20 protein-coding genes are annotated in these 17997 nt (G+C 68.0%); 16 read left to right on the forward strand and 4 right to left on the reverse strand.

What is annotated here, in order from left to right; genetic code table 11:
• Position 1 precedes the first annotated feature (1 nt).
• Entirely contained in the window at positions 2-1177 is a 1176-nt protein-coding gene (locus tag ACWFRF_RS22380; protein ID WP_378991049.1) for a lipase family protein, read from the reverse strand.
• A 187-nt stretch (positions 1178-1364) separates the two neighbouring features.
• Here ACWFRF_RS22380 and ACWFRF_RS22385 point away from each other — a divergent pair, with 187 nt between their 5' ends.
• From ACWFRF_RS22385 to ACWFRF_RS22400, 4 genes are all read left to right on the forward strand, one after another.
• Entirely contained in the window at positions 1365-2258 is an 894-nt protein-coding gene (locus ACWFRF_RS22385) for an ROK family protein (protein ID WP_452452043.1), read from the forward strand.
• Positions 2259-2344: 86 nt separating this feature from the next.
• Complete coding sequence (locus ACWFRF_RS22390) at positions 2345-2521, forward strand: KOW domain-containing RNA-binding protein (protein WP_170112119.1); 177 nt, start codon at positions 2345-2347, stop codon at positions 2519-2521.
• Between the two features lie 27 nt (positions 2522-2548).
• Complete coding sequence (locus ACWFRF_RS22395; RefSeq protein WP_378634111.1) at positions 2549-3286, forward strand: phosphoglyceromutase; 738 nt, start codon at positions 2549-2551, stop codon at positions 3284-3286.
• 134 nt (positions 3287-3420) lie between these two features.
• Complete coding sequence (locus tag ACWFRF_RS22400; RefSeq protein WP_449967548.1) at positions 3421-3768, forward strand: DoxX family protein; 348 nt, start codon at positions 3421-3423, stop codon at positions 3766-3768.
• Between the two features lie 77 nt (positions 3769-3845).
• Here ACWFRF_RS22400 and ACWFRF_RS22405 read toward each other — a convergent pair whose 3' ends face one another.
• Entirely contained in the window at positions 3846-4556 is a 711-nt protein-coding gene (locus ACWFRF_RS22405; protein WP_452452045.1) for an NADPH-dependent F420 reductase, read from the reverse strand.
• Between the two features lie 106 nt (positions 4557-4662).
• Here ACWFRF_RS22405 and ACWFRF_RS22410 point away from each other — a divergent pair, with 106 nt between their 5' ends.
• The 3 genes from ACWFRF_RS22410 to ACWFRF_RS22420 all read left to right on the forward strand — a co-directional run bounded on the left by ACWFRF_RS22410 (position 4663) and on the right by ACWFRF_RS22420 (position 7098).
• On the forward strand, positions 4663-5043 hold the full coding sequence (locus ACWFRF_RS22410; protein WP_379298636.1) for a winged helix-turn-helix transcriptional regulator: 381 nt from the start codon (positions 4663-4665) through the stop codon (positions 5041-5043).
• 130 nt (positions 5044-5173) lie between these two features.
• Positions 5174-6412: a sensor histidine kinase gene (locus ACWFRF_RS22415; RefSeq protein ID WP_056816211.1), complete on the forward strand. Its 1239-nt coding sequence runs from the start codon at positions 5174-5176 to the stop codon at positions 6410-6412.
• Positions 6409-7098, forward strand: a complete 690-nt coding sequence (locus ACWFRF_RS22420) for a response regulator transcription factor (RefSeq protein ID WP_056814516.1) — start codon at positions 6409-6411, stop codon at positions 7096-7098. The genes ACWFRF_RS22415 and ACWFRF_RS22420 overlap by 4 nt, the downstream gene beginning before the upstream one ends.
• 191 nt (positions 7099-7289) lie before the next feature.
• Here ACWFRF_RS22420 and ACWFRF_RS22425 read toward each other — a convergent pair whose 3' ends face one another.
• Together ACWFRF_RS22425 and ACWFRF_RS22430 are read right to left on the reverse strand one after the other, a co-directional pair.
• Positions 7290-7619 carry a hypothetical protein gene (locus tag ACWFRF_RS22425; protein ID WP_378634123.1) on the reverse strand — a complete coding sequence of 110 codons (330 nt, stop codon included), beginning with the start codon at positions 7617-7619 and terminating at the stop codon, positions 7290-7292.
• Between the two features lie 70 nt (positions 7620-7689).
• The gene (locus ACWFRF_RS22430; RefSeq protein ID WP_378991042.1) at positions 7690-8568 is read right to left on the reverse strand and encodes a hypothetical protein; all 879 of its coding nucleotides are present in this window, start codon (positions 8566-8568) and stop codon (positions 7690-7692) included.
• Between the two features lie 65 nt (positions 8569-8633).
• Here ACWFRF_RS22430 and ACWFRF_RS22435 point away from each other — a divergent pair, with 65 nt between their 5' ends.
• From ACWFRF_RS22435 to ACWFRF_RS22475, 9 genes are all read left to right on the forward strand, one after another.
• Entirely contained in the window at positions 8634-9620 is a 987-nt protein-coding gene (locus tag ACWFRF_RS22435; RefSeq protein ID WP_378634128.1) for a Ppx/GppA phosphatase family protein, read from the forward strand.
• A gap of 26 nt (positions 9621-9646) precedes the next feature.
• Positions 9647-11710, forward strand: a complete 2064-nt coding sequence (locus ACWFRF_RS22440; protein WP_379314368.1) for a hypothetical protein — start codon at positions 9647-9649, stop codon at positions 11708-11710.
• A gap of 16 nt (positions 11711-11726) precedes the next feature.
• Entirely contained in the window at positions 11727-12611 is an 885-nt protein-coding gene (locus ACWFRF_RS22445; RefSeq protein WP_378991040.1) for a sugar phosphate isomerase/epimerase family protein, read from the forward strand.
• Positions 12612-13143: 532 nt separating this feature from the next.
• Positions 13144-14010 (forward strand): thioesterase family protein, encoded by an 867-nt coding sequence (locus tag ACWFRF_RS22450; RefSeq protein ID WP_452452050.1) that lies wholly within the window; start codon positions 13144-13146, stop codon positions 14008-14010.
• A gap of 28 nt (positions 14011-14038) precedes the next feature.
• Entirely contained in the window at positions 14039-14857 is an 819-nt protein-coding gene (proC, locus tag ACWFRF_RS22455) for a pyrroline-5-carboxylate reductase (RefSeq protein WP_378634139.1), read from the forward strand.
• Between the two features lie 144 nt (positions 14858-15001).
• Positions 15002-15283, forward strand: a complete 282-nt coding sequence (locus tag ACWFRF_RS22460; protein WP_228537168.1) for a helix-turn-helix domain-containing protein — start codon at positions 15002-15004, stop codon at positions 15281-15283.
• 188 nt (positions 15284-15471) lie between these two features.
• Positions 15472-15573: a 30S ribosomal protein bS22 gene (locus tag ACWFRF_RS22465; protein ID WP_003402602.1), complete on the forward strand. Its 102-nt coding sequence runs from the start codon at positions 15472-15474 to the stop codon at positions 15571-15573.
• 234 nt (positions 15574-15807) lie between these two features.
• Positions 15808-16842, forward strand: coding sequence for an NAD-dependent epimerase/dehydratase family protein (locus tag ACWFRF_RS22470; RefSeq protein ID WP_378991038.1), 1035 nt, complete (start codon positions 15808-15810; stop codon positions 16840-16842).
• Positions 16839-17855, forward strand: a complete 1017-nt coding sequence (locus ACWFRF_RS22475) for a lysophospholipid acyltransferase family protein (RefSeq protein ID WP_378991037.1) — start codon at positions 16839-16841, stop codon at positions 17853-17855. Before ACWFRF_RS22470 ends, ACWFRF_RS22475 begins: the two co-directional genes overlap by 4 nt.
• Positions 17856-17997: the final 142 nt, after the last annotated feature.

Consider the following 17997-nt stretch of genomic DNA (forward strand, 5'->3'; position numbering starts at 1 on the left):
CTCAGCAGTTCGTCGGGACCGGTTCGTTGCGGAAGCGGGCCTCGACGTAGTTCCACGCGTCCGGGAAACCTGCCACGGCGGCGGTCATGTGCTCGGAGATCTCGACCGTGTTCAGCTGGACCGGGGCACCCTGACCACACCAGCGGGCGATTGTCTCGGCGACCGGAGCGTACGGGGTGAGGATGTCGTACTTGCCCTGCCAGATGTAGGTGGGTGCGGTCGGCGCGCCCTGGAAGTGCACGAGGCTGTTCTCGCGCAGCACGCCACGGGCCACCTGGCTGCCCATCAGCTCCTTGGACGCCGCCATCTGCTCGGCGTTGCGCAGGGCACCGTGGAACAGCAGGAAGCGACGGCACGCGTCCTTGGTGAATTCCCGGAACCACAGGCCGTTCTCGTTGAGCTGGTCCGACACCGGCACCTGCTCGGGGTACTCGCGCTCGATGCCCATCGCGGCGGCGAAGGCGAGGCCGAAGCCGGGGTGCGGTGCGAAACCCAGTGCGTCGGCCATCAATTCGAGGTCGGCGGGGATGCCGCCTGACACCACGGCCGCGAGCTTCAGTTCCGGTGCGTAGGTGGGCTGCAGCGCACCCGCCCACGCGGTGGCCATGCCGCCGCCGGAGTAGCCGGCGATCGCCACCGGCGAGTTGCCGACGCCGAGCTCGGCGACCTTCTGCACCGCGCGCACGCTGTCGAGGGTGACCATGCCGCTGAGCTTGGCCGCACCATAGGCCACCGTCGGGCCGAGGTAATCGGGCACCGAGATCGCCCAGCCGCGCGCCAGCGGCAGCATGGCGCCCGGCGCGTCCTGCAGCTCGCCGTTGAACAGCGACTGCGACGGATTGCAGCGGGTGCCGATGGAGTTGATCAGCGCCTGGTACGACACCAGGGGCGGGTTCTTCACGCCGATCGGCATGAGCACGGTGGTGATGCCCATGATCGCGTTGCCCGCCGAATTGGTGGAGCGGAACGCGACCTGGTGGCCTTCGGTGCCCGGGTACATCCAGGTGTCGATGTGGCGGGTCCGCACAACGTCGCCGGGTGCCAGCGCGGCGATGTCGGCGGGTGCGGTGAAGAACGGATCCGGATCAGGCGTCGGATACAGCGGGTTCGCGCCCGCGGGCGCGGCGAACAAGCCCACAGATAGCAGACTCAACACCAGTACAGCGATTTTCGACACAGCTTTCCTTCATCAACAGTAGTGCTGCCCAACGAGACGACCCGACCCGTGTCGAAGTATCTAACGAAAACCTGTGATTTGTACCGACCAGTAGTCAAAGTGTCGCGTGCCACATGTTGTGATGACTCACATCAGGTGCGGGCGAGGTGTGCGGCGACGCGGCCCGGCGCGGGAGGTAGGAGTGGTGATGGCGGTGCTTGCGCTCGATATCGGGGCAACGAAATTCGCTGCGGGACTTGTGGACCCGCACTACCGGCTGCACGGGGTGCGCCGGGCCCCCGCCGCCTCGGACGATCCGTGGGCGGCGTGTCGAGACCTTCTGGTCGCTGTGGCAGGTGACAACGAGGTGAGCGCGGTCGGGATCGGAGCGGCGGGTCCGGTCGATGTGCCCGCGGGAACGATCAGGCCGTTGAACCTGGCGGCGTGGCGCGGCGGGTTCGCGATCGTCGACCACGTGCGCGCGCTGTTCCCGAACGCGGTGGTGCGGTTGGCCATCGACGGCGCCTGTCTGGTGCTGGCCGAGCATCGGGTGGGCGGGTTGCGCGGGGTGGACAACGGCCTGGCCATGACGGTGTCCTCGGGAGTCGGTGGGGGGATCATCACCGACGGTCGGGTTGTGGTGGGGCGCACGGGAAACGCCGGTCACATCGGGCACATCGTGGTGCCCGGGGATGACACCGCCTGTCCCTGTGGGGGATTCGGGTGCGTCGAAGCGGTGGCGAGCGGGATGTCGTCGGTGCGCTGGGCGCGGGCGCGTGGCTGGGCCGGGGCGAGCGGGATGGAGCTCGCCGAGGCCGCGCATCGTGGCGATCCGATCGCGCTCGCCGCCATGGCGCGTGCGGGAACCGGCCTCGGTGCGGGAATCTCGTCGGCCGCCGCGCTACTGGATGTGGATCGGGTGGTGATCAGCGGCGGGTTCGCGCATTCGGGGGAGCCGCTGTGGGGACCGTTGCGCGCTGCCGTCGCCCGGCATGCGCGGCTCGAGTTCGTCGAGGAACTGTCGGTGGAACTGTCGACGTTGAGCGAAGGCGCCACACTGGTCGGTGCGGGGGTGCTAGCGGTCGAGGCCGCCGCGGATTGAGGCGATGTGAGGACTCTTCGGTCCGGCCGACAGTGTGCTCGGCGCGTTCGTTCGGCCTGGTCACCGGCGGGCGTAGCCTCCATGAGGTGGCTGCCGACTACGTGCCGGGCGATGTCGTCCATATACCGGAGGGTCCGTTCCAAGGAGTGTGCGCCGTAGTGCGCGAAGTCGACTCGGTGGCGTCACGATTACAGGTCGACGCGCTGGTCAAGGGCGGGCCGTACGAGATCGTCATCGGCTTCGACGAGGTGGAGTGGGCCTGACATCACCGCAATGTCAGAATGACCCCTATGACCTACACCCTCGTGCTGCTGCGCCACGGCGAGAGCGAATGGAATGCCCTCAACCTCTTCACCGGTTGGGTGGACGTCCAACTCACCGACAAGGGCATCGCCGAGGGCAAGCGGGCCGGAGAGCTGCTCAAAGAAGCAGGCATCCTGCCCGATGTCGTCTACACCTCGCTGCTGCGCCGCGCGATCAGCACCGCGGACAACGCGCTCGGCACCGCCGACCGGCTGTGGATCCCGGTCGTGCGCGACTGGCGCCTCAACGAGCGCCACTACGGCGATCTGCAGGGCAAGAACAAGGAGCAGGTCCGCGAGCAGTACGGCCAGGAGCAGTTCATGCTGTGGCGCCGCAGCTACGACACCCCGCCGCCGCCGATCCAGCCCGACAACGAGTACAGCCAGGAAGGCGACCCGCGCTACGCGGGCATCGAGGTCCCCGAGACCGAGTGCCTGCTCGATGTCGTCAAGCGGATGGTCCCGTACTGGGAAGACACCATCTCCAAGGAGTTGCTGACCGGCAAGACCGTGCTGGTCGCAGCGCACGGCAACTCGCTGCGCGCGCTGGTCAAGCACCTCGACGGCATCTCCGATGAGGACATCTCCGGCTTGAACATCCCCACCGGCATTCCGCTGGTCTACGAACTGGACGAGAACATGCGCCCGGTGAAGGCCGCCGAATACCTGGACCCGGCCGCTGCCGCAGCCGGTGCCGCCGCTGTCGCCAACCAGGGCGGCAAGTAACTCCCAGCGCTTCGGCCCCACACCGTCCAACGGTGTGGGGCCGTCGTGTTTTCCGGGCGATGTCACACTCGCGGGGGCTGTGTCGTCACCTCGGTAGATACCGCGAAACACGCGGCTGCCGAAGGAGTTACGCCATGTACACCGCCTACGTCATCGTCACTGTCGTCGCCGCACTGTGGGTGGGGTTCTCGGCGTTCTCCCTGCTGCGCAAGGCGCCGTTCGTGGTGGATCCGCTGGTGGAATACGGTGTGCCGCAGACCTGGTGGACACCGCTGGGCATCGCCAAGGCCCTCGGGTCGATCGGGCTGCTGGTCGGCCTGTTCGTGCCGGTGATCGGGGTTCTCGCCGCGATCGGGCTGATCCTGTACTTCGCGGGTGCGGTGGTGACGGTATTGCGGGCGCGGTCGTACAAGACGGTCGCGTTCCCGGTGCTGTACCTGGCGCCGGTCGCCGTGGCGCTGGGTTTGGGGATCGCCGCCTGAACGTCCCGGCACGGCCGAGGCCGGCGTGATCATGTGGATGACGACGCATCCCACGATTGCGCCGGCCCGACCGTGTGTCAGGCGTCGGCGACCGCGAAGGCCGCCGACAGTGGAGGCAGCATCGCGCGGGCATCGCGGCCTGCGAACCAGAGGCCGACGGTGAAGACCGAGGTCGCCTCCAGATATCTGGCGCGGTGCAGACCGCCGGCGGTAAACGGTTGCAGGGCCAGTTCTTCGGCGAGCCGGGCCACCGTCTGTACCGCCGCCGCGTCGTCGCCGCAGATCGGGACGGCCAACCGCACACCGTCGAAGACTCGGTCGGCGCCCGCCCACACCTCGGCGGCGAGGAGGTTGAAGGCCTTGACCACGTGGGCTTTCGGTGCGGCCGCGGCGATACGTTCGGCCACCGCGTCCTCGCTCAGGACGAACCCGGTGACGCCGTCGGGTGCCGATTCGTCGGGCAGGAACGCGTTGGTGCAGTCGATGACGATCTTTCCGGCCAGCTCGGCGCCGTGTGTGGTGAGCAGTTCGGTGAGCGCGCTCACGGGTACCGCGAACAGGACTACCTCGGCGAAGGCGATCGCCGCGCTGATCGTCGCCGGTCGCACGTCGACCGGAGATCTGCTCGCCCGGTCGGCATCCGGTCCGCTGATCGCGTTGATCTCGGACGCGAGTGCCCGCGCCGAATCGGCCGAGCGGGCCCCGATCCGCACCTCGTGGCCCGCCGTGGCCCAGCCGCCACCCAAAGCGGACGCCATCGCGCCCGCGCCGATGATTCCGATACGCATGAGAACTCCCGTGATTCGTGCCGAGCCCGGTGGCATCGGCCACACCGACGCTAGAAAGGCCGAAAGGCACCCGCGGGTGCCTTTCGGCGGTGGCACGCTGGTACCCATGACCGCCGCCGAACCGGTGCAATACCCGCCCTACGGTGACTACGAGGCCGACTGCCCCGCGCGAATGGCGGTGGACCTGTTCGCGAACTCGTGGCTGCCGGTGGTGGTGTACCTGTTGCGCGATGGTCCGCAACGTCACAGCGAACTTCTGACGGGGGCCGGTGGGATCAGTCAGAAGATGTTGACCCAGACGTTGCGGCGGATGGAGCGGATGACGCTCGTACGCAGGCGGCGGTATGCCGAAGCGCCGCCGCGAGTGGAGTACGAACTCACCGAAGCGGGCCGCGATCTGCTGGTTCCGATTTATGCGCTCGGCGCATGGGTCGACCGACACGGGCCCGCGGTGACCACCGCGATGTACGGCGAACCGCCCGGCTGACACGCCCGGCGAAGGTCCAGGTGCCCGCTGGGTGAACGGCAAAAGAACGCCATGCCAAGTGCCTGTGACCTGCGCGAAACTTCGTCGACCCGCCGACGTTATGTCGGTCCGCACTCGTACGATCAATCTTGTGAGTGTTCCGCAGGCCGTGCTGTTGGCAGTCCTCGCGGCTGTCGTCGGGCTGGCAGTCGGTGGCCTGCTGATCCCGTTCGTCAATGCCAGGCAGGCCGCCCGTACCCAGGAAGACACCGGGCTGACGATGTCGCAGGTGCTCGACCTGATCGTGCTCGCCTCCGAGTCCGGCATCGCGGTGGTCGACGAATATCGCGATGTGGTGCTGGTGAATCCGCGCGCCGAGGAACTCGGGCTGGTCCGTAACCGGTTGCTCGACGAACGCGCGTGGGCCGCCGTGGAGAAGGTCCTCGCGACCGGCGAATCCGCCGAATACGACCTCACCGCCAAGAACCCGCTACCCGGCCGCGGCCGGATCGCCGTGCGTGGTGTGGCCCGCAAACTCTCCCGCGAGGAAACCAGCTTCGTCGTGCTGTTCGCCGACGACGATTCCGAGCAGGCCCGCATGGAGGCGACGCGGCGCGATTTCGTCGCCAACGTCAGCCACGAACTCAAGACCCCCGTCGGCGCGATGAGCCTGCTGGCCGAGGCCATGCTGGAATCGGCCGACGACCCCGAGGCCGTGCGCCACTTCGGTTCGCGCGTGCTGGGCGAATCGCGGCGCCTGGGCAAGATGGTGACCGAGCTGATCGCCCTGTCGCGATTGCAGGGCGCCGAGAAACTGCCCGACCTGGCCGTGGTCGACGTCGACACGGTGGTGCAGCAGGCGGTCGACCGCTCGCGCACCGCCGCCGAGGCCGCGGGCATCACCGTCAGCACCGACCGGCCCAGCGGGCTGGAAGTGCTCGGCGACGAAACGTTGCTGGTGACCGCGCTGTCGAATCTGGTGGAGAATGCGATCGCGTATTCACCACAGGGTTCGCATGTGTCGGTGAGCCGGTCGCTGCGCGGCGATCATGTCGCGATGGCGGTCACCGATCGTGGTATCGGGATCGCCAAGGAAGACCAGGAACGGGTGTTCGAGCGGTTCTTCCGCTCCGACAAGGCCCGCTCCCGCTCGACCGGCGGCACCGGGCTCGGCTTGGCCATCGTGAAACACGTGGCGGCCAACCACAACGGCGAAATCACCCTGTGGAGCAAACTGGGCACCGGCTCGACGTTCACGCTGCGCATCCCCGCCCATCTGGAAACCGATGGGGACGAGGACGCGGAACAGACGCCGGAGTCCACCACGAGAGAAACCACCGTCCCGCGCACTCTCGCGGGACGAACGAACGGTGTGGAGGCACGCAGATGACGAGTGTGTTGATCGTCGAAGACGAGGATTCGCTGGCGGAGCCGCTGGCGTTCCTGCTTCGCAAGGAAGGCTTCGACGTCACCGTCGTCGGCGACGGCCCGTCCGCGCTGGCCGAATTCGACCGCTCCGGCGCCGATATCGTGCTACTGGACCTGATGCTGCCCGGCATGAGCGGCACCGACGTGTGCAAGCAGTTGCGCACGCGCAGCGGCGTGCCGGTGATCATGGTGACCGCCCGCGACAGCGAGATCGACAAGGTCGTCGGGCTGGAACTGGGCGCCGACGACTACGTCACCAAGCCGTACTCGGCGCGCGAGCTGATCGCGCGGATCCGGGCCGTGCTGCGCCGCGGCGCCGGTGACGAGCTGGATTCCGGTAGCGAGAACGGCGTCCTCGAGGCCGGACCGGTGCGGATGGATGTGGACCGCCACACCGTGCACGTCAACGGTGGCCAGGTCACCCTGCCGCTCAAGGAGTTCGACCTCCTCGAGTATCTGCTCCGCAACTCCGGCCGCGTGCTGACCCGCGGCCAGCTGATCGACCGCGTCTGGGGCGCCGACTACGTGGGCGACACCAAGACCCTCGACGTGCACGTCAAGCGCCTGCGCTCGAAGATCGAGGCAGACCCGGCCAAGCCGGAACACCTGGTGACTGTGCGAGGACTCGGCTACAAGCTCGAGGCTTGACACCACCCCGAGAACGAAAGGATCCCGTCGGCACACCGACGGGATCCTTTTCGTTCATAGACGGAATGACTGATCTAGCGAGAACATGGGTAACTCACCGGGCACGAGCCAACGAACTAGATGCCTTGCCGCCGGCCGCGTACATAGGTCTCCCCGTACCTAAGATCTGGCCAAGAGTCGCGGAGAGGCGGTCAGAGCACGCTCCAGGCGGTGCCGAGGGGGGTGTCGATCTTCTTCAGGGCGACCACTTCCACGCCGTCGAACTGCTTGCAGTCGTAGATCGGCACGTCGGCGCCGTTGCCGCGGCAGCCGATGGGCGAGGAGGTGCCCTTCGTGCTGATGATGATGTATTTGCCGTTCTTGGCGGCGTCGATCGCGGCCGGGTCGTTGTAGTTCACGAAGTCGGCCGTGAAGTCCGCGTACGCGGCCGGATCACCGTTCGGTTCGGCATTGGCCAGGCCGGTCATGGAGAGGGTCGCGCCGATCGCGAGGGTCGCTGCGTAGATCGCTTTCTTGGACATGAACAGCTATCCAACCCGAGTTCGGTGACGGATGCACGACCTACAGATGAACCGAATGGTTACGAGGCTTTCACTCCGCGTGATTCGATCTGTGAGGTTCGGGGTTCATCCGCTCGGCTTCGACCGTCGCCGGATGCACCGCGACCAGGCCGAGGCCCTCGCGCCGGCGGCAGTGCTTGGCGAGTTCGTCGTAGGCGGGCGCACCGAGCAGCTCACGCAGTTCCGGGCCGTAGGACTGCCAGACCGGCTTCGCGCCGACGTGGGCGTCGGGAGAGCCCGTGCAGTACCAATCCAGATCCAGGCCGCCGGGTCCCCAGCCGCGCCGGTCGTATTCGGTGACCACGGTGCGCAGGATCTGCTCGCCATCCGGGCGTTCCACCCAGTCCTGGGTGCGCCGGATCGGCAGCTGCCAGCACACGTCCGGCTTCACTTCCAGGGGTTCGATGCCCTTGCGCACGGCCATGATGTGCAGCGCGCAGCCGGGGCCCGCCGCGAATCCGGGACGGTTGAGGAAGATGCACGCGCCGTCGAAGCGACGGGTGCGCAGGGCCGGTTCGTCCTCGAGTTCGTCGAGTTCGAGGTAACCCTTCTTGACGACCTTGCCGTTCTCGGTGGCCTCGCCCATCAGCTGCCAGTCGTCGGGTGTGAGCATCTTCACAGCACCGTTGAGGCGCTTGCGGTCGTCCTTGTCGGCCAGGAAAGCGCCGTGTGAGCAGCAGCCGTCGTCGGGGCGTTCGGCGATGATGCCCTGGCAGGCGGGCGTGCCGAACACGCACGTCCAGCGCGACAGCAGCCACGTCAGATCGGCGACGATCTGGTGCTCGTCGTTTGCTGGATCGGTGAACTCGATCCACTCCCGTGGGAAATCGAGCTCGACTTCCGGGGCTGGGTCGATCTTTCGCCCAGGTCGGAGCCCGGTCTCCGCGGTGCCAGATGCGCCTTCGGTCACAACTCGTGACGCTAACAGTTCAGTCGCCTGGCCTGCTGTACCGGATCACCAAGTACCGTATTCGTGTGCGGCTTGGTGTTCTCGATGTCGGAAGCAATACCGTCCACCTGCTCGTGGTGGACGCGCATCGTGGTGGCCACCCGATGCCGATGAGCTCGACGAAGTCGGCGTTGCGCCTGTCCGAGAGCATGGATTCGGTGGGCCGGATCACCGAGGAGGGCGAGGCGCGGCTGATCGCGACCATCCTCGAATTCGCTGATCTGGCACGCAATTCCAAGTGCGTGGAGCTGATGCCGTTCGCCACCTCGGCCCTGCGCGAGGCAACCAATTCCGAGGAAGTACTCGCCCGCGTCCGTGCGATGACCGGAGTCGATCTGCAAGTGCTCTCCGGCGACGACGAGGCCAGGCTGACGTTTCTCGCGGTGCGCCGCTGGTTCGGCTGGAGCGCGGGCCGGATCATCAATCTCGACATCGGCGGCGGCTCGCTGGAGCTGTCCAACGGCGGCGACGAGGAACCCGACGTGGCGCTGTCGCTGCAACTCGGCGCGGGCAGGCTCACCAGGGAGTGGCTGCGCGACGACCCGCCGGGCAAGCGCAAGATCGCGGTCCTGCGCGACTGGCTCGACGCCGAACTGGTCGTCCCGTCCAAGACGATGATCGACGCGGGCAGGCCCGACCTGGCCGTGGGCACCTCGAAGACATTCCGTTCGCTGGCCCGGCTGACCGGCGCGGCACCCTCGGCGGCCGGTCCGCGGGTGCGACGTACACTGACCAGCTCCGGTCTGCGCCAGCTGATCGCGTTCATCTCCCGGATGACCGCGTCGGACCGCGCGGAACTGGAAGGCGTGAGTTCGGATCGGTCCCAGCAATTGGTGGCCGGCGCATTGGTCGCGGAGGCGAGTATGCGGGCGTTGTCGCTCGACAGCATCGAAATCTGCCCATGGGCGCTGCGCGAAGGCCTCATCTTGCGCAAACTGGACTCCGAGCCCAACGGAGGTGGACCGGCCGCGGTGCCGCCGGTCACGCCGGTCGCGGAAGTGGAGTCGGCATGAGTAGCGAGGATTCTAAACAGCTATCGGTGGCTGAGCTGCTGGCGCGCAACGCCGCGCAAGGGGCCGCGCCCGCGACCTCCGGTGGCGGTGGACGACGACGGCGCAGCGGGCGCGGACTCTCGGTCAACGATCTGACCGGTGAGAACGCGGCGGTCAAGCCGAACTCGCACGCCGCGCCCGCGCCGGAACCCCCGCCCGCGTATGTCCCGCCGCCGACCTACGCCCCCGAGCCCGCGCCTAGTTACGAACCGCCCGCGAGTTACCAGCCCGCGCCCTACCCGCCGCCCGGTCCGGCCGAACCGGCCTTCTCGCCGATGTCGGGCCCGATCACCCGATTCGACCCCGATGCGGGGTACTCCGCGCCCGATCCGCGCGACCCACTCGGACTTGCCGAACAGCGACCGTCGTCCGATCCGTTCGGGCCGTTCCGTGCCGAAGCGCGCGATGCCGGTTCTCGTGGGGGAGGACGCGGTCCGGGTCGCCTCGGTGTTCCCGGCGGTCCCACGCAGCCGGTCGATCCCGGTATCGCCGAGATGTTCGGTTCCGGTGCGCTGCCCGCGGTCGGCGGGGGCAGACGGCATCGACCGGATGAGCCCGAGGTCGCCCCGTACGCCGAGCCGCCGAAACCGCCGCCGGTCACCGGTGGCCGGGCCGCGCGCAGGCGAGCCGCCGAAGCCGCGGAAGAGGCCATCGAGGCGAGCCCGGCGCCGGGCCGCCCGTCGTTCGACGCGCCGCTCTACGAGGCGGGCATCGACGCGCCACAGGCCTTCATGGGCAGGCCGGGGCAGTCGCGTGGATTGGACGCGCTCCCCGATATCGGGCCCGGTTTCGACAATCAGGCCGGATCGGGCTTCGACGAGCATCGGGGCACCGGGTCCTTCGACAGCCGGCCAGGGCAGGGCTTCAACGGCCGACCGGGAGAGTCTTTCGACGGCAGGCCCGCGTCGGGCTTCAACGGGCGGCCGGGCGAGTCTTTCGATGGTCAGCCTGGCAACGGGCGGCCGGGCGCCGAGCCCGCGCGAGGTTTCAACGGGGCGGGGCGTAACGGCGCCCCCGGCCTGAACGGGCAGCCCGCGCCGGGTCGTGTCGACGCGGCGCAAGCCTTCAACGGATATCCGCCGCCGGGCGCCGAAGCCACCCAGGCCTACAACCTCGCGCCGGGCACCGACGCCCCGCCTGCCCGCGGCGCGGATCAGCGCCCCTCGCTGGATCGCCGGCGGGGCGAGCCGAAGTCCGGCGGGCTGCCGTCGTGGTCGGCGCGCAGGCATCGTCCGGACAAGAACGCACCCGCGCCGGAGAGCGGTGGTTTCCCGACGGCCGCGTGGTCGCCGGTCAGCCAGGAGCAGCCGCTGGTGTCCGGGCAGTCGGTGGCCGGGGACCTGCTGCGCCAGCGCGCCGAACGCGGCCCCGACGCCGACGCGCACACCGAGGTCGTCTACCGAGTCGGCGCCGACCAGGCCGACGACGAGGACACCGACGACTACGCCGAGTCCGATTACGTCGACCGCGATTACGTCGACAACGACTACTCCGACGCCGACTACGCCGAATCCGAGTACGACGACGCGGCATTCGACGACGATGACGACTACGACGACGACTACGAACCCAAGCCGACCAGGGCGAGCAGGCGTGCCGCGACCAAGGCCGCCGCCGTGACCCTGGCCGACCGGGCGAGGGCGAAGGTGGCGAGCCGGGCCAAGTCGAAGAACGGCAGCGTCGCCCAGTCGCGAGCCGCGAGCAGATTGTCGGGTAACCGAGCGGGCGGGTCGGTGGCCGGCCGTGCCGCGCGCGTATCGAGCATGGCGCGCGGCGACGACGACAACGCCAACCGCCGCCAGTGGATGATCCTGGGCGCGCAGAGCGCGGGCGCGGCGGTCGCCGGAATGTTGCTGTTCAAGGGTTTCGAGACATTGTGGGAGTCGATGGCGTTGGTGGCGCTGGCGCTGGCGACGGTCGTGATCCTCGGTCTGGTGGCGCTGGTTCGCATCCTGCGCCGCACCGACGACATCTACAGCACTGTGATCGCCGTCGTCGTGGGCGTCTTCGTGACGCTGGGACCGCTAGCCTTTCTCCTCAGTACCAGCTGAATACAGGGAGTGGGCTGTGGGGAACGCACGGGCGGACATCGCGATCGGGCTGTCGACGGCCTCGGTGTATCCGGAGAACACGCAGGCGGCGTTCCGCTATGCCGCCGAATTGGGTTACGACGGTGTGGAATTGATGGTCTGGGCCGAGCCGGCCAGCCAGGACATCGCGACGGTGCAGTCCTACGCGAAGCGCTACGGCATCCCGGTGCTGGCGGTGCACGCGCCGTGTCTGCTGATCTCCCAGCGGGTCTGGGGCGCCGACCCGGTGGCCAAGCTGGAACGCAGCGTGCGGACCGCGGAGGCGCTCGGCGCCGACACCGTGGTGGTGCACCCGCCGTTTCGCTGGCAGCGCCGCTACGCGAGAGGTTTCGCCGATCAGGTCGGTGAGCTCGAGGCGCATCACCCGGTCAAGGTGGCCGTGGAGAACATGTTCCCGATGCGGGCCGACACCCTGTTCCGCGACGGCGCGGTGCGCAGGCTGGAACGGCGCGCGGGCCCCGGCCGCGCGGTGAGCGCGTTCAGCCCGTCCTTCGATCCGACCGACACCGGCTTCGATCACTACACCCTCGACCTCTCGCACACCGCGACCGCGGGCGCCGACGCGCTCGAGCTGGCGCGCCGGATGGGCGAGGGCCTGGTCCACCTGCACCTGGCCGACGGTCGCGGCGCCGCGCACGACGAGCACCTGGTGCCCGGCGACGGCACCCAGCCCTGCGCGCAACTGTGTGAACACCTGATACACACCGGTTTTCGCGGCCACGCGGTCGCCGAGATCAACACCCAGAACGCGCGAACCACCGCCGAACGCTCCACCCAGCTGGCGCGCACCCTCGATTTCGCACGCCGCCACCTAACCGGCGCCACCCCCGACCCCCAACCTCGCCACGCCGACCTGCCATAACGGAACGCGAGACGGAGTCAGCCGGATCCATCACCACCAACGACCACCACCACCACCCTGGCCGGGTAGTCCTGATGTGTCTCTACCCCAAGGGGCCCGCCCCGATCTGGACTGACCGGAGGGTGCGACGAAGGAGTACCCGGAGGGAGGGAAGATCGGGGCCTCCAGGGCCCCGCTCGAGCGCGCCAGCGCTCCAAAAACACAGCCCCCAACTATCCCGGACTCGGTAACCCCGATGCGTCACTTGCTCGCATCGCGATGTGTCACCTGCCCGCATCCCGATGCGTCACTTGCTCGCATCGCGATGTGTCACCTGCCCGCATCCCGATACGTCACCTGCTCGCATCGCGATGTGTCACCTGCCCGCATCCCGATACGTCACCCGCCCGCATCCCGATACGTCACCACCTGCTCGAACCTCGATGCGTCACCACCTGCTCGAACCCCACCCCCTGCCCAGCGCGGAATACACCGGCCATCACCAAGCTTGTACGCTGTACGAACTGCTGTGGCCCCCCGACCAGGAGTGACGATGACGCGAGAACTCGCGACCGACGCGCCGTTCAGTCAGGTCCTCGACCTGACCGAGCTCACCACCACCGATGCCGAGACCGGCCGCTACGCCGGCATCATCGCGCCCACCTGGACCATCGGCCCCAAAGTCCACGGCGGCACCATGGTCGCGGCCACCGCCGCCGCGGCGACCCGCTGGCTCACCGAGGCCGACGAATCGCTGGCCCAGATGGCGCCCATCGCGGCCAGCACCGACTTCCTCGGCGCCCCCGACCCCGGTGAGGTCGAATACGCGGTGCACATCCGCAAGAAGGGCCGCCAGATCTGCCTGGCCGACGTGGACCTGATCCAGAACGGCCGCACCCTCGTCCGGACCGCGTTCACCTTCGGCCACCTCGACTCCACCGAGACGCGCTGGAGCGGCCCCGACACCGACATGCCCGCCGATCCGGTCGACGAGGCGTTCCGCTACTCCGCCGATTCGCCCATGGGCAAGATCGTGCACGTCAGCCAGGGCGCCCACATGGTGATCGACCCGACCTGGGGTGAATTCCTGCGCGGTGAGACCGGCCCGCCCCGGCTGCGGCTGTGGATCCGCCCGTTCGACGGCGACGAAGCCGATCCGCGGGCCCGCGCCGCCTTCGCGATGATGGCCGCCGACATCAGCCCGCCGGTGCCGATGAACCTCGGCCACTTCGGTTGGTCGCCGACCGTGCAGATGACCACTTATCTGCGCCGTGTCCCCGCGCCCGGCTGGCTGCGCGTCATCGCGACCGCCCGTGAGGTCGGTGAGCGGATGTTCGACGAGGACCACCTGGTCATCGACTCGACCGGTGCGGTCGTCGCCCAGAGTCGCCAGCTGGCCCTGATCCCGGCGGCACGCTGACGCCACCGGGCCAACTAACCTTGTCCTCATGACGAGAATTGCGGTGGTCGGTGGCGGTCGGATCGGTGAGGCGCTGGTGGCCGGATTGCTGGAATCCGGTCGGGCGACCAAAGATCTGGTCGTGGTCGAGCCGATCGCCGCGCGCGCCGCGCAGCTGGCCGAGCGCTTCAAGGTGCGGGTGAGCGGTTCGGTCGCCGACGCCGTCGAGGGCGCCGACATCGTGGTGATCGCGGTGAAGCCCGGCGTGGTCGACTCGGTGCTCACCGATCTGTCCAAGGCCGACCTCGACAACGGTCGCGATCAGGTGCTCGTCTCGCTGGCCGCCGGTGTCTCCACCGCCCGGCTGGAGTCGAAACTGCCCGCCGGTTTCCCGGTGGTGCGGGTGATGCCGAACACGCCGATGCTGGTCGGGCAGGGTATGAGTGTGCAATCGCCCGGTCGCTACGCCAAGCCGGAGCAGCTCGAGCAGGTCGGCGAGATGCTCGAAGCCGTCGGCAAGGTGGTGACGGTGCCCGAGGCGCAGATGGACGCGGTCACCGCGGTTTCCGGTTCGGGACCGGCGTATTTCTTCCTTGTCGTCGAGGCGATGATCGATGCGGGCGTCGGCCTGGGCCTCACCCGCGAGGTGGCCAGCGAACTGGTCGTGCAGACCATGATCGGTTCGGCGGCGCTGCTGGACGAGACCGGGCAGAGCGCGGCGGAGCTCCGTGCCGCGGTCACCTCGCCCGGTGGTACCACCGCCGCGGCACTGCGCGAACTCGAACGTGGTGCGCTGCGCTCGACGTTCACCGAGGCGCTACACGCGGCCAAGCAGCGGTCCGCCGAACAGGGCGCAACGAACGAGTGACAAACGGGTACCCGGTTTGAAAACCGATTTCTCACACCCGTCGCAGTAATCCCACTGGTCCCGCTAAGCTCGTAGAAGCACGTGCGTGTCTGTTCCGCTGGTGGGGAAGCCGGCGGCGCGGGCGTGCCGGAGGTCAATGGTGCCATGATGTCTGCGAACAGAATGTCAAGTAATCCATCGGCGTCGGGCGGTGGTTCGGGTTCGCCCGCTCCACGGGTCGGCGCCACCCCGCAAACGGTGATCGGCGGTGGCACTCAGTTTCTCACCGTCGCCGAAGTCGCCGATCTCATGCGGGTGTCGAAAATGACGGTGTACCGGCTCGTGCACTCGGGTGAACTGCCCGCGGTGCGTGTCGGACGCTCGTTCCGAGTGCACGCGAAGGCGGTGCACGACTACCTGGAGACGTCGTACTTCGACGCCGGATGACGTAGTTCGGCCAGGTACAAGGGCGGTTTCGTTGCTGCTCGGGTGCCCCGGTAGCATGGACAACTGGTTCGTGTCCGCCTGCCGGTGGCACCGTTCGTGGTGTCCGGTTGCCCCGGCGGCGCGGACGCCAAACGACGCACGTGAACACCGCGTGTGTATGCCGAGTAGAGAGAACGCGAGGAAACCCTATGGGTTCTGTGATCAAGAAGCGCCGCAAGCGTATGTCGAAGAAGAAGCACCGCAAGCTGCTTCGCCGCACGCGTGTTCAGCGGCGCAAACTCGGCAAGTAAGCCTGCGTACCGCGACGAGCCCGTCACCTTCCAGGTGGCGGGCTCGCGCTGTGAAATACGCGGGTTTGTGAAGCTCATCGGTCGAGGACGGGTCGCCGATGTTAAAAGCTTGTAGATCGTGACGGCGAGTGGCGCGAATGCGGCTACTCTGGTACGCGAAACACGATGAGCAGGGGGCTTTGAGTGGGGTCAGGTTCGAGTTCCGATACACGGGAACGACACGCACCGAGAGTTGTGCTGGTCACGGGTGCCAGCCGCTTCTTCGGTGGCAATGTCGCGGCACGTTTGGCTGCCGAACCCGGCGTCGAACGTGTCATCGCGGTGGATACCGTCACTCCCAGCCGTGAGCTCCGGCGAAAAATGGGTAGTGCCGAGTTCGTGCGTGCCGATATCCGGAATCCACTGATTCGCAAAGTCGTCGAGGGCAACGACGTCGATACCGTCGTGCACGCGGCTGTGCTCACCCGTCCGCCCGCCGGTGGCGGTCGCGCGGTGATGAAAGACCTCAATGTCCTGGGCGCGATGCAATTGCTCGCCGTGTGTCAGAAAGCGCCGACGGTGCGCCGCGTGGTGGTGCGATCGTCGTCGGCGGTGTACGGCTGCAGTGCCAAGGATCCGGCGAAATTCACCGAGGAAATGGGCGCGCGCACTCCGCCGGCGGGGTGGTTCGCACGCGACATGATCGATATCGAGGCGCTGGTGCGTGGAATGGCGCGGCGCAGGCCCGATATTTCCGCATCGATTCTGCGTTTCGCGCCGATCGTCGGTCCTCGCCTGGCCGATCGGGGCGTGCAATATCTGCGTTCGCCGATCACCCCGACCGTTCTCGGTCGCGAAGCCCGACTGCAATTGCTGCACGAGGAAGACGCGGTCGCGGTGCTGGTGCACGCGGCGCAGCGTGCACACGGTGGCACGGTCAATATCGCCGGTGACGGCGCGCTGGCCATGTCGCAGGCGATCCGCCGTGCCGGGCGCATCGTCGCGCCGGTTCCCTTTTTCGTCTTCCGCACGGTCGGTCGCTCGCTGATGGGCCCGATCATGCGCGGATTCAGTGGCGAACAACCCGACTATTTCTACTTCGGCTGCGGGCTCGACACCACCCGTATGCGAACCGAACTCGGCTTCACCCCACGCTGGACCACGGTCCAGGCATTCGATGACTTCATCGCGGGCGCAGCGTTGCGGCCCGTCTTCGATCCGGCTTGGATCGACGCCGCGGAACACAAACTGCTCGGCCTCATCGGGGCCGGTACAGGAGCGCGTACATGAACGAGGGAGCGAAAGTCATTCGTCTCGACGTGAATGTCGAGACCCGGCAGCGACCGCAGACCCGGCGATGGCCGGACCAGCCGACGCAGGCGATGCCGGTCACCTCCCTCAGCGAGCGTCGACCGGGAATGCCCGCCCGCCCGCCGAAGTCACTGACCGACATCGTGCGCGATGCCGTCGGCGAGCAGATCGAACGGACCGCCGAGTTCGCGCGCCGCAGGCTCACCGGGGACTACCAGGTCGACGAGTTCGGCTACGACCGGCACCTGCTCGAATCGGTGATCCTGCCCGCGCTCCGGCCGCTGTCGGACTACTGGTTCCGGGTCGAGGTCGCGGGGATCGAGAACATCCCCGCCGTGGGTGGCGCGCTGCTGGTCGCCAATCACGCGGGCACCGTGCCGATCGACGGGCTGATGCTGCAGCTGGCCGTGCACGACAAGCATCCGCATCAGCGGGCGCTGCGGCTGCTGGCCGCCGACCTCATCTTCGAGATGCCGTTGCTCGGCGCGCTGGCACGCAAGGCCGGGCACACGCTGGCCTGCCATCCCGATGCCGAGCGGCTGCTGCGCGCCGGGCACATCGCCGGCGTGTTCCCGGAAGGGTTCAAGGGCGTCGGAAAGAACTACGCCGACCGGTACAAGCTGCAACGGTTCGGGCGCGGCGGATTCGTGTCGGCGGCGGTGCGGGCCGGGGTGCCGATCATTCCGGTCTCGATCGTCGGTTCCGAGGAGATCTACCCCAAACTCGCCGATATCAAGCCGCTGGCACGCCTGCTCGGGCTGCCGTACTTCCCGGTGACGCCGCTGTTCCCGCATCTGGGGCCGCTGGGCGCGGTGCCGATGCCGTCGAAGTGGTACATCGAATTCGGTGAGCCGATCGCGACCACGGCGTTCGAGCCGGAAGAGGCCGACGACCCGATGACGATGTTCGAGGTCACCGACCAGGTCCGCGAGACCATCCAGCAGACGCTCTACAAGCTGCTGGCCAAGCGCCGGAACGTGGTTCTGGGGTAGATCCGTTCGGGATCACTTGTTCGGTAGTCCCAGGCAGGGTTGAGGCTGTGTTTGTTGGAGCGCTGGCGCGCTCGAGTCGCGGCCCTGAGGGGCCGCCGGTTAGCCACCGGGGCTTGCTCCTTCGTCGCCTACGCCCCGGCGG

This window comes from Nocardia sp. NPDC055165, from assembly GCF_053606985.1.

What these genes read in the sequence shown, in the direction of transcription:
- ACWFRF_RS22410 (WP_379298636.1), top strand. Translation starts at nt 4,663, where the DNA reads ATGACCGCCGCCGAACCGGTGCAATACCCGCCCTACGGTGACTACGAG.
- ACWFRF_RS22475 (WP_378991037.1), top strand. Translation starts at nt 16,839, where the DNA reads ATGAACGAGGGAGCGAAAGTCATTCGTCTCGACGTGAATGTCGAGACC.
- ACWFRF_RS22400 (WP_449967548.1), top strand. Translation starts at nt 3,421, where the DNA reads ATGTACACCGCCTACGTCATCGTCACTGTCGTCGCCGCACTGTGGGTG.
- ACWFRF_RS22405 (WP_452452045.1), bottom strand. Translation starts at nt 4,556, where the DNA reads ATGCGTATCGGAATCATCGGCGCGGGCGCGATGGCGTCCGCTTTGGGT.
- ACWFRF_RS22460 (WP_228537168.1), top strand. Translation starts at nt 15,002, where the DNA reads ATGATGTCTGCGAACAGAATGTCAAGTAATCCATCGGCGTCGGGCGGT.
- ACWFRF_RS22395 (WP_378634111.1), top strand. Translation starts at nt 2,549, where the DNA reads ATGACCTACACCCTCGTGCTGCTGCGCCACGGCGAGAGCGAATGGAAT.
- ACWFRF_RS22450 (WP_452452050.1), top strand. Translation starts at nt 13,144, where the DNA reads ATGACGCGAGAACTCGCGACCGACGCGCCGTTCAGTCAGGTCCTCGAC.
- ACWFRF_RS22465 (WP_003402602.1), top strand. Translation starts at nt 15,472, where the DNA reads ATGGGTTCTGTGATCAAGAAGCGCCGCAAGCGTATGTCGAAGAAGAAG.
- ACWFRF_RS22425 (WP_378634123.1), bottom strand. Translation starts at nt 7,619, where the DNA reads ATGTCCAAGAAAGCGATCTACGCAGCGACCCTCGCGATCGGCGCGACC.
- ACWFRF_RS22385 (WP_452452043.1), top strand. Translation starts at nt 1,365, where the DNA reads ATGGCGGTGCTTGCGCTCGATATCGGGGCAACGAAATTCGCTGCGGGA.
- proC (WP_378634139.1), top strand. Translation starts at nt 14,039, where the DNA reads ATGACGAGAATTGCGGTGGTCGGTGGCGGTCGGATCGGTGAGGCGCTG.
- ACWFRF_RS22420 (WP_056814516.1), top strand. Translation starts at nt 6,409, where the DNA reads ATGACGAGTGTGTTGATCGTCGAAGACGAGGATTCGCTGGCGGAGCCG.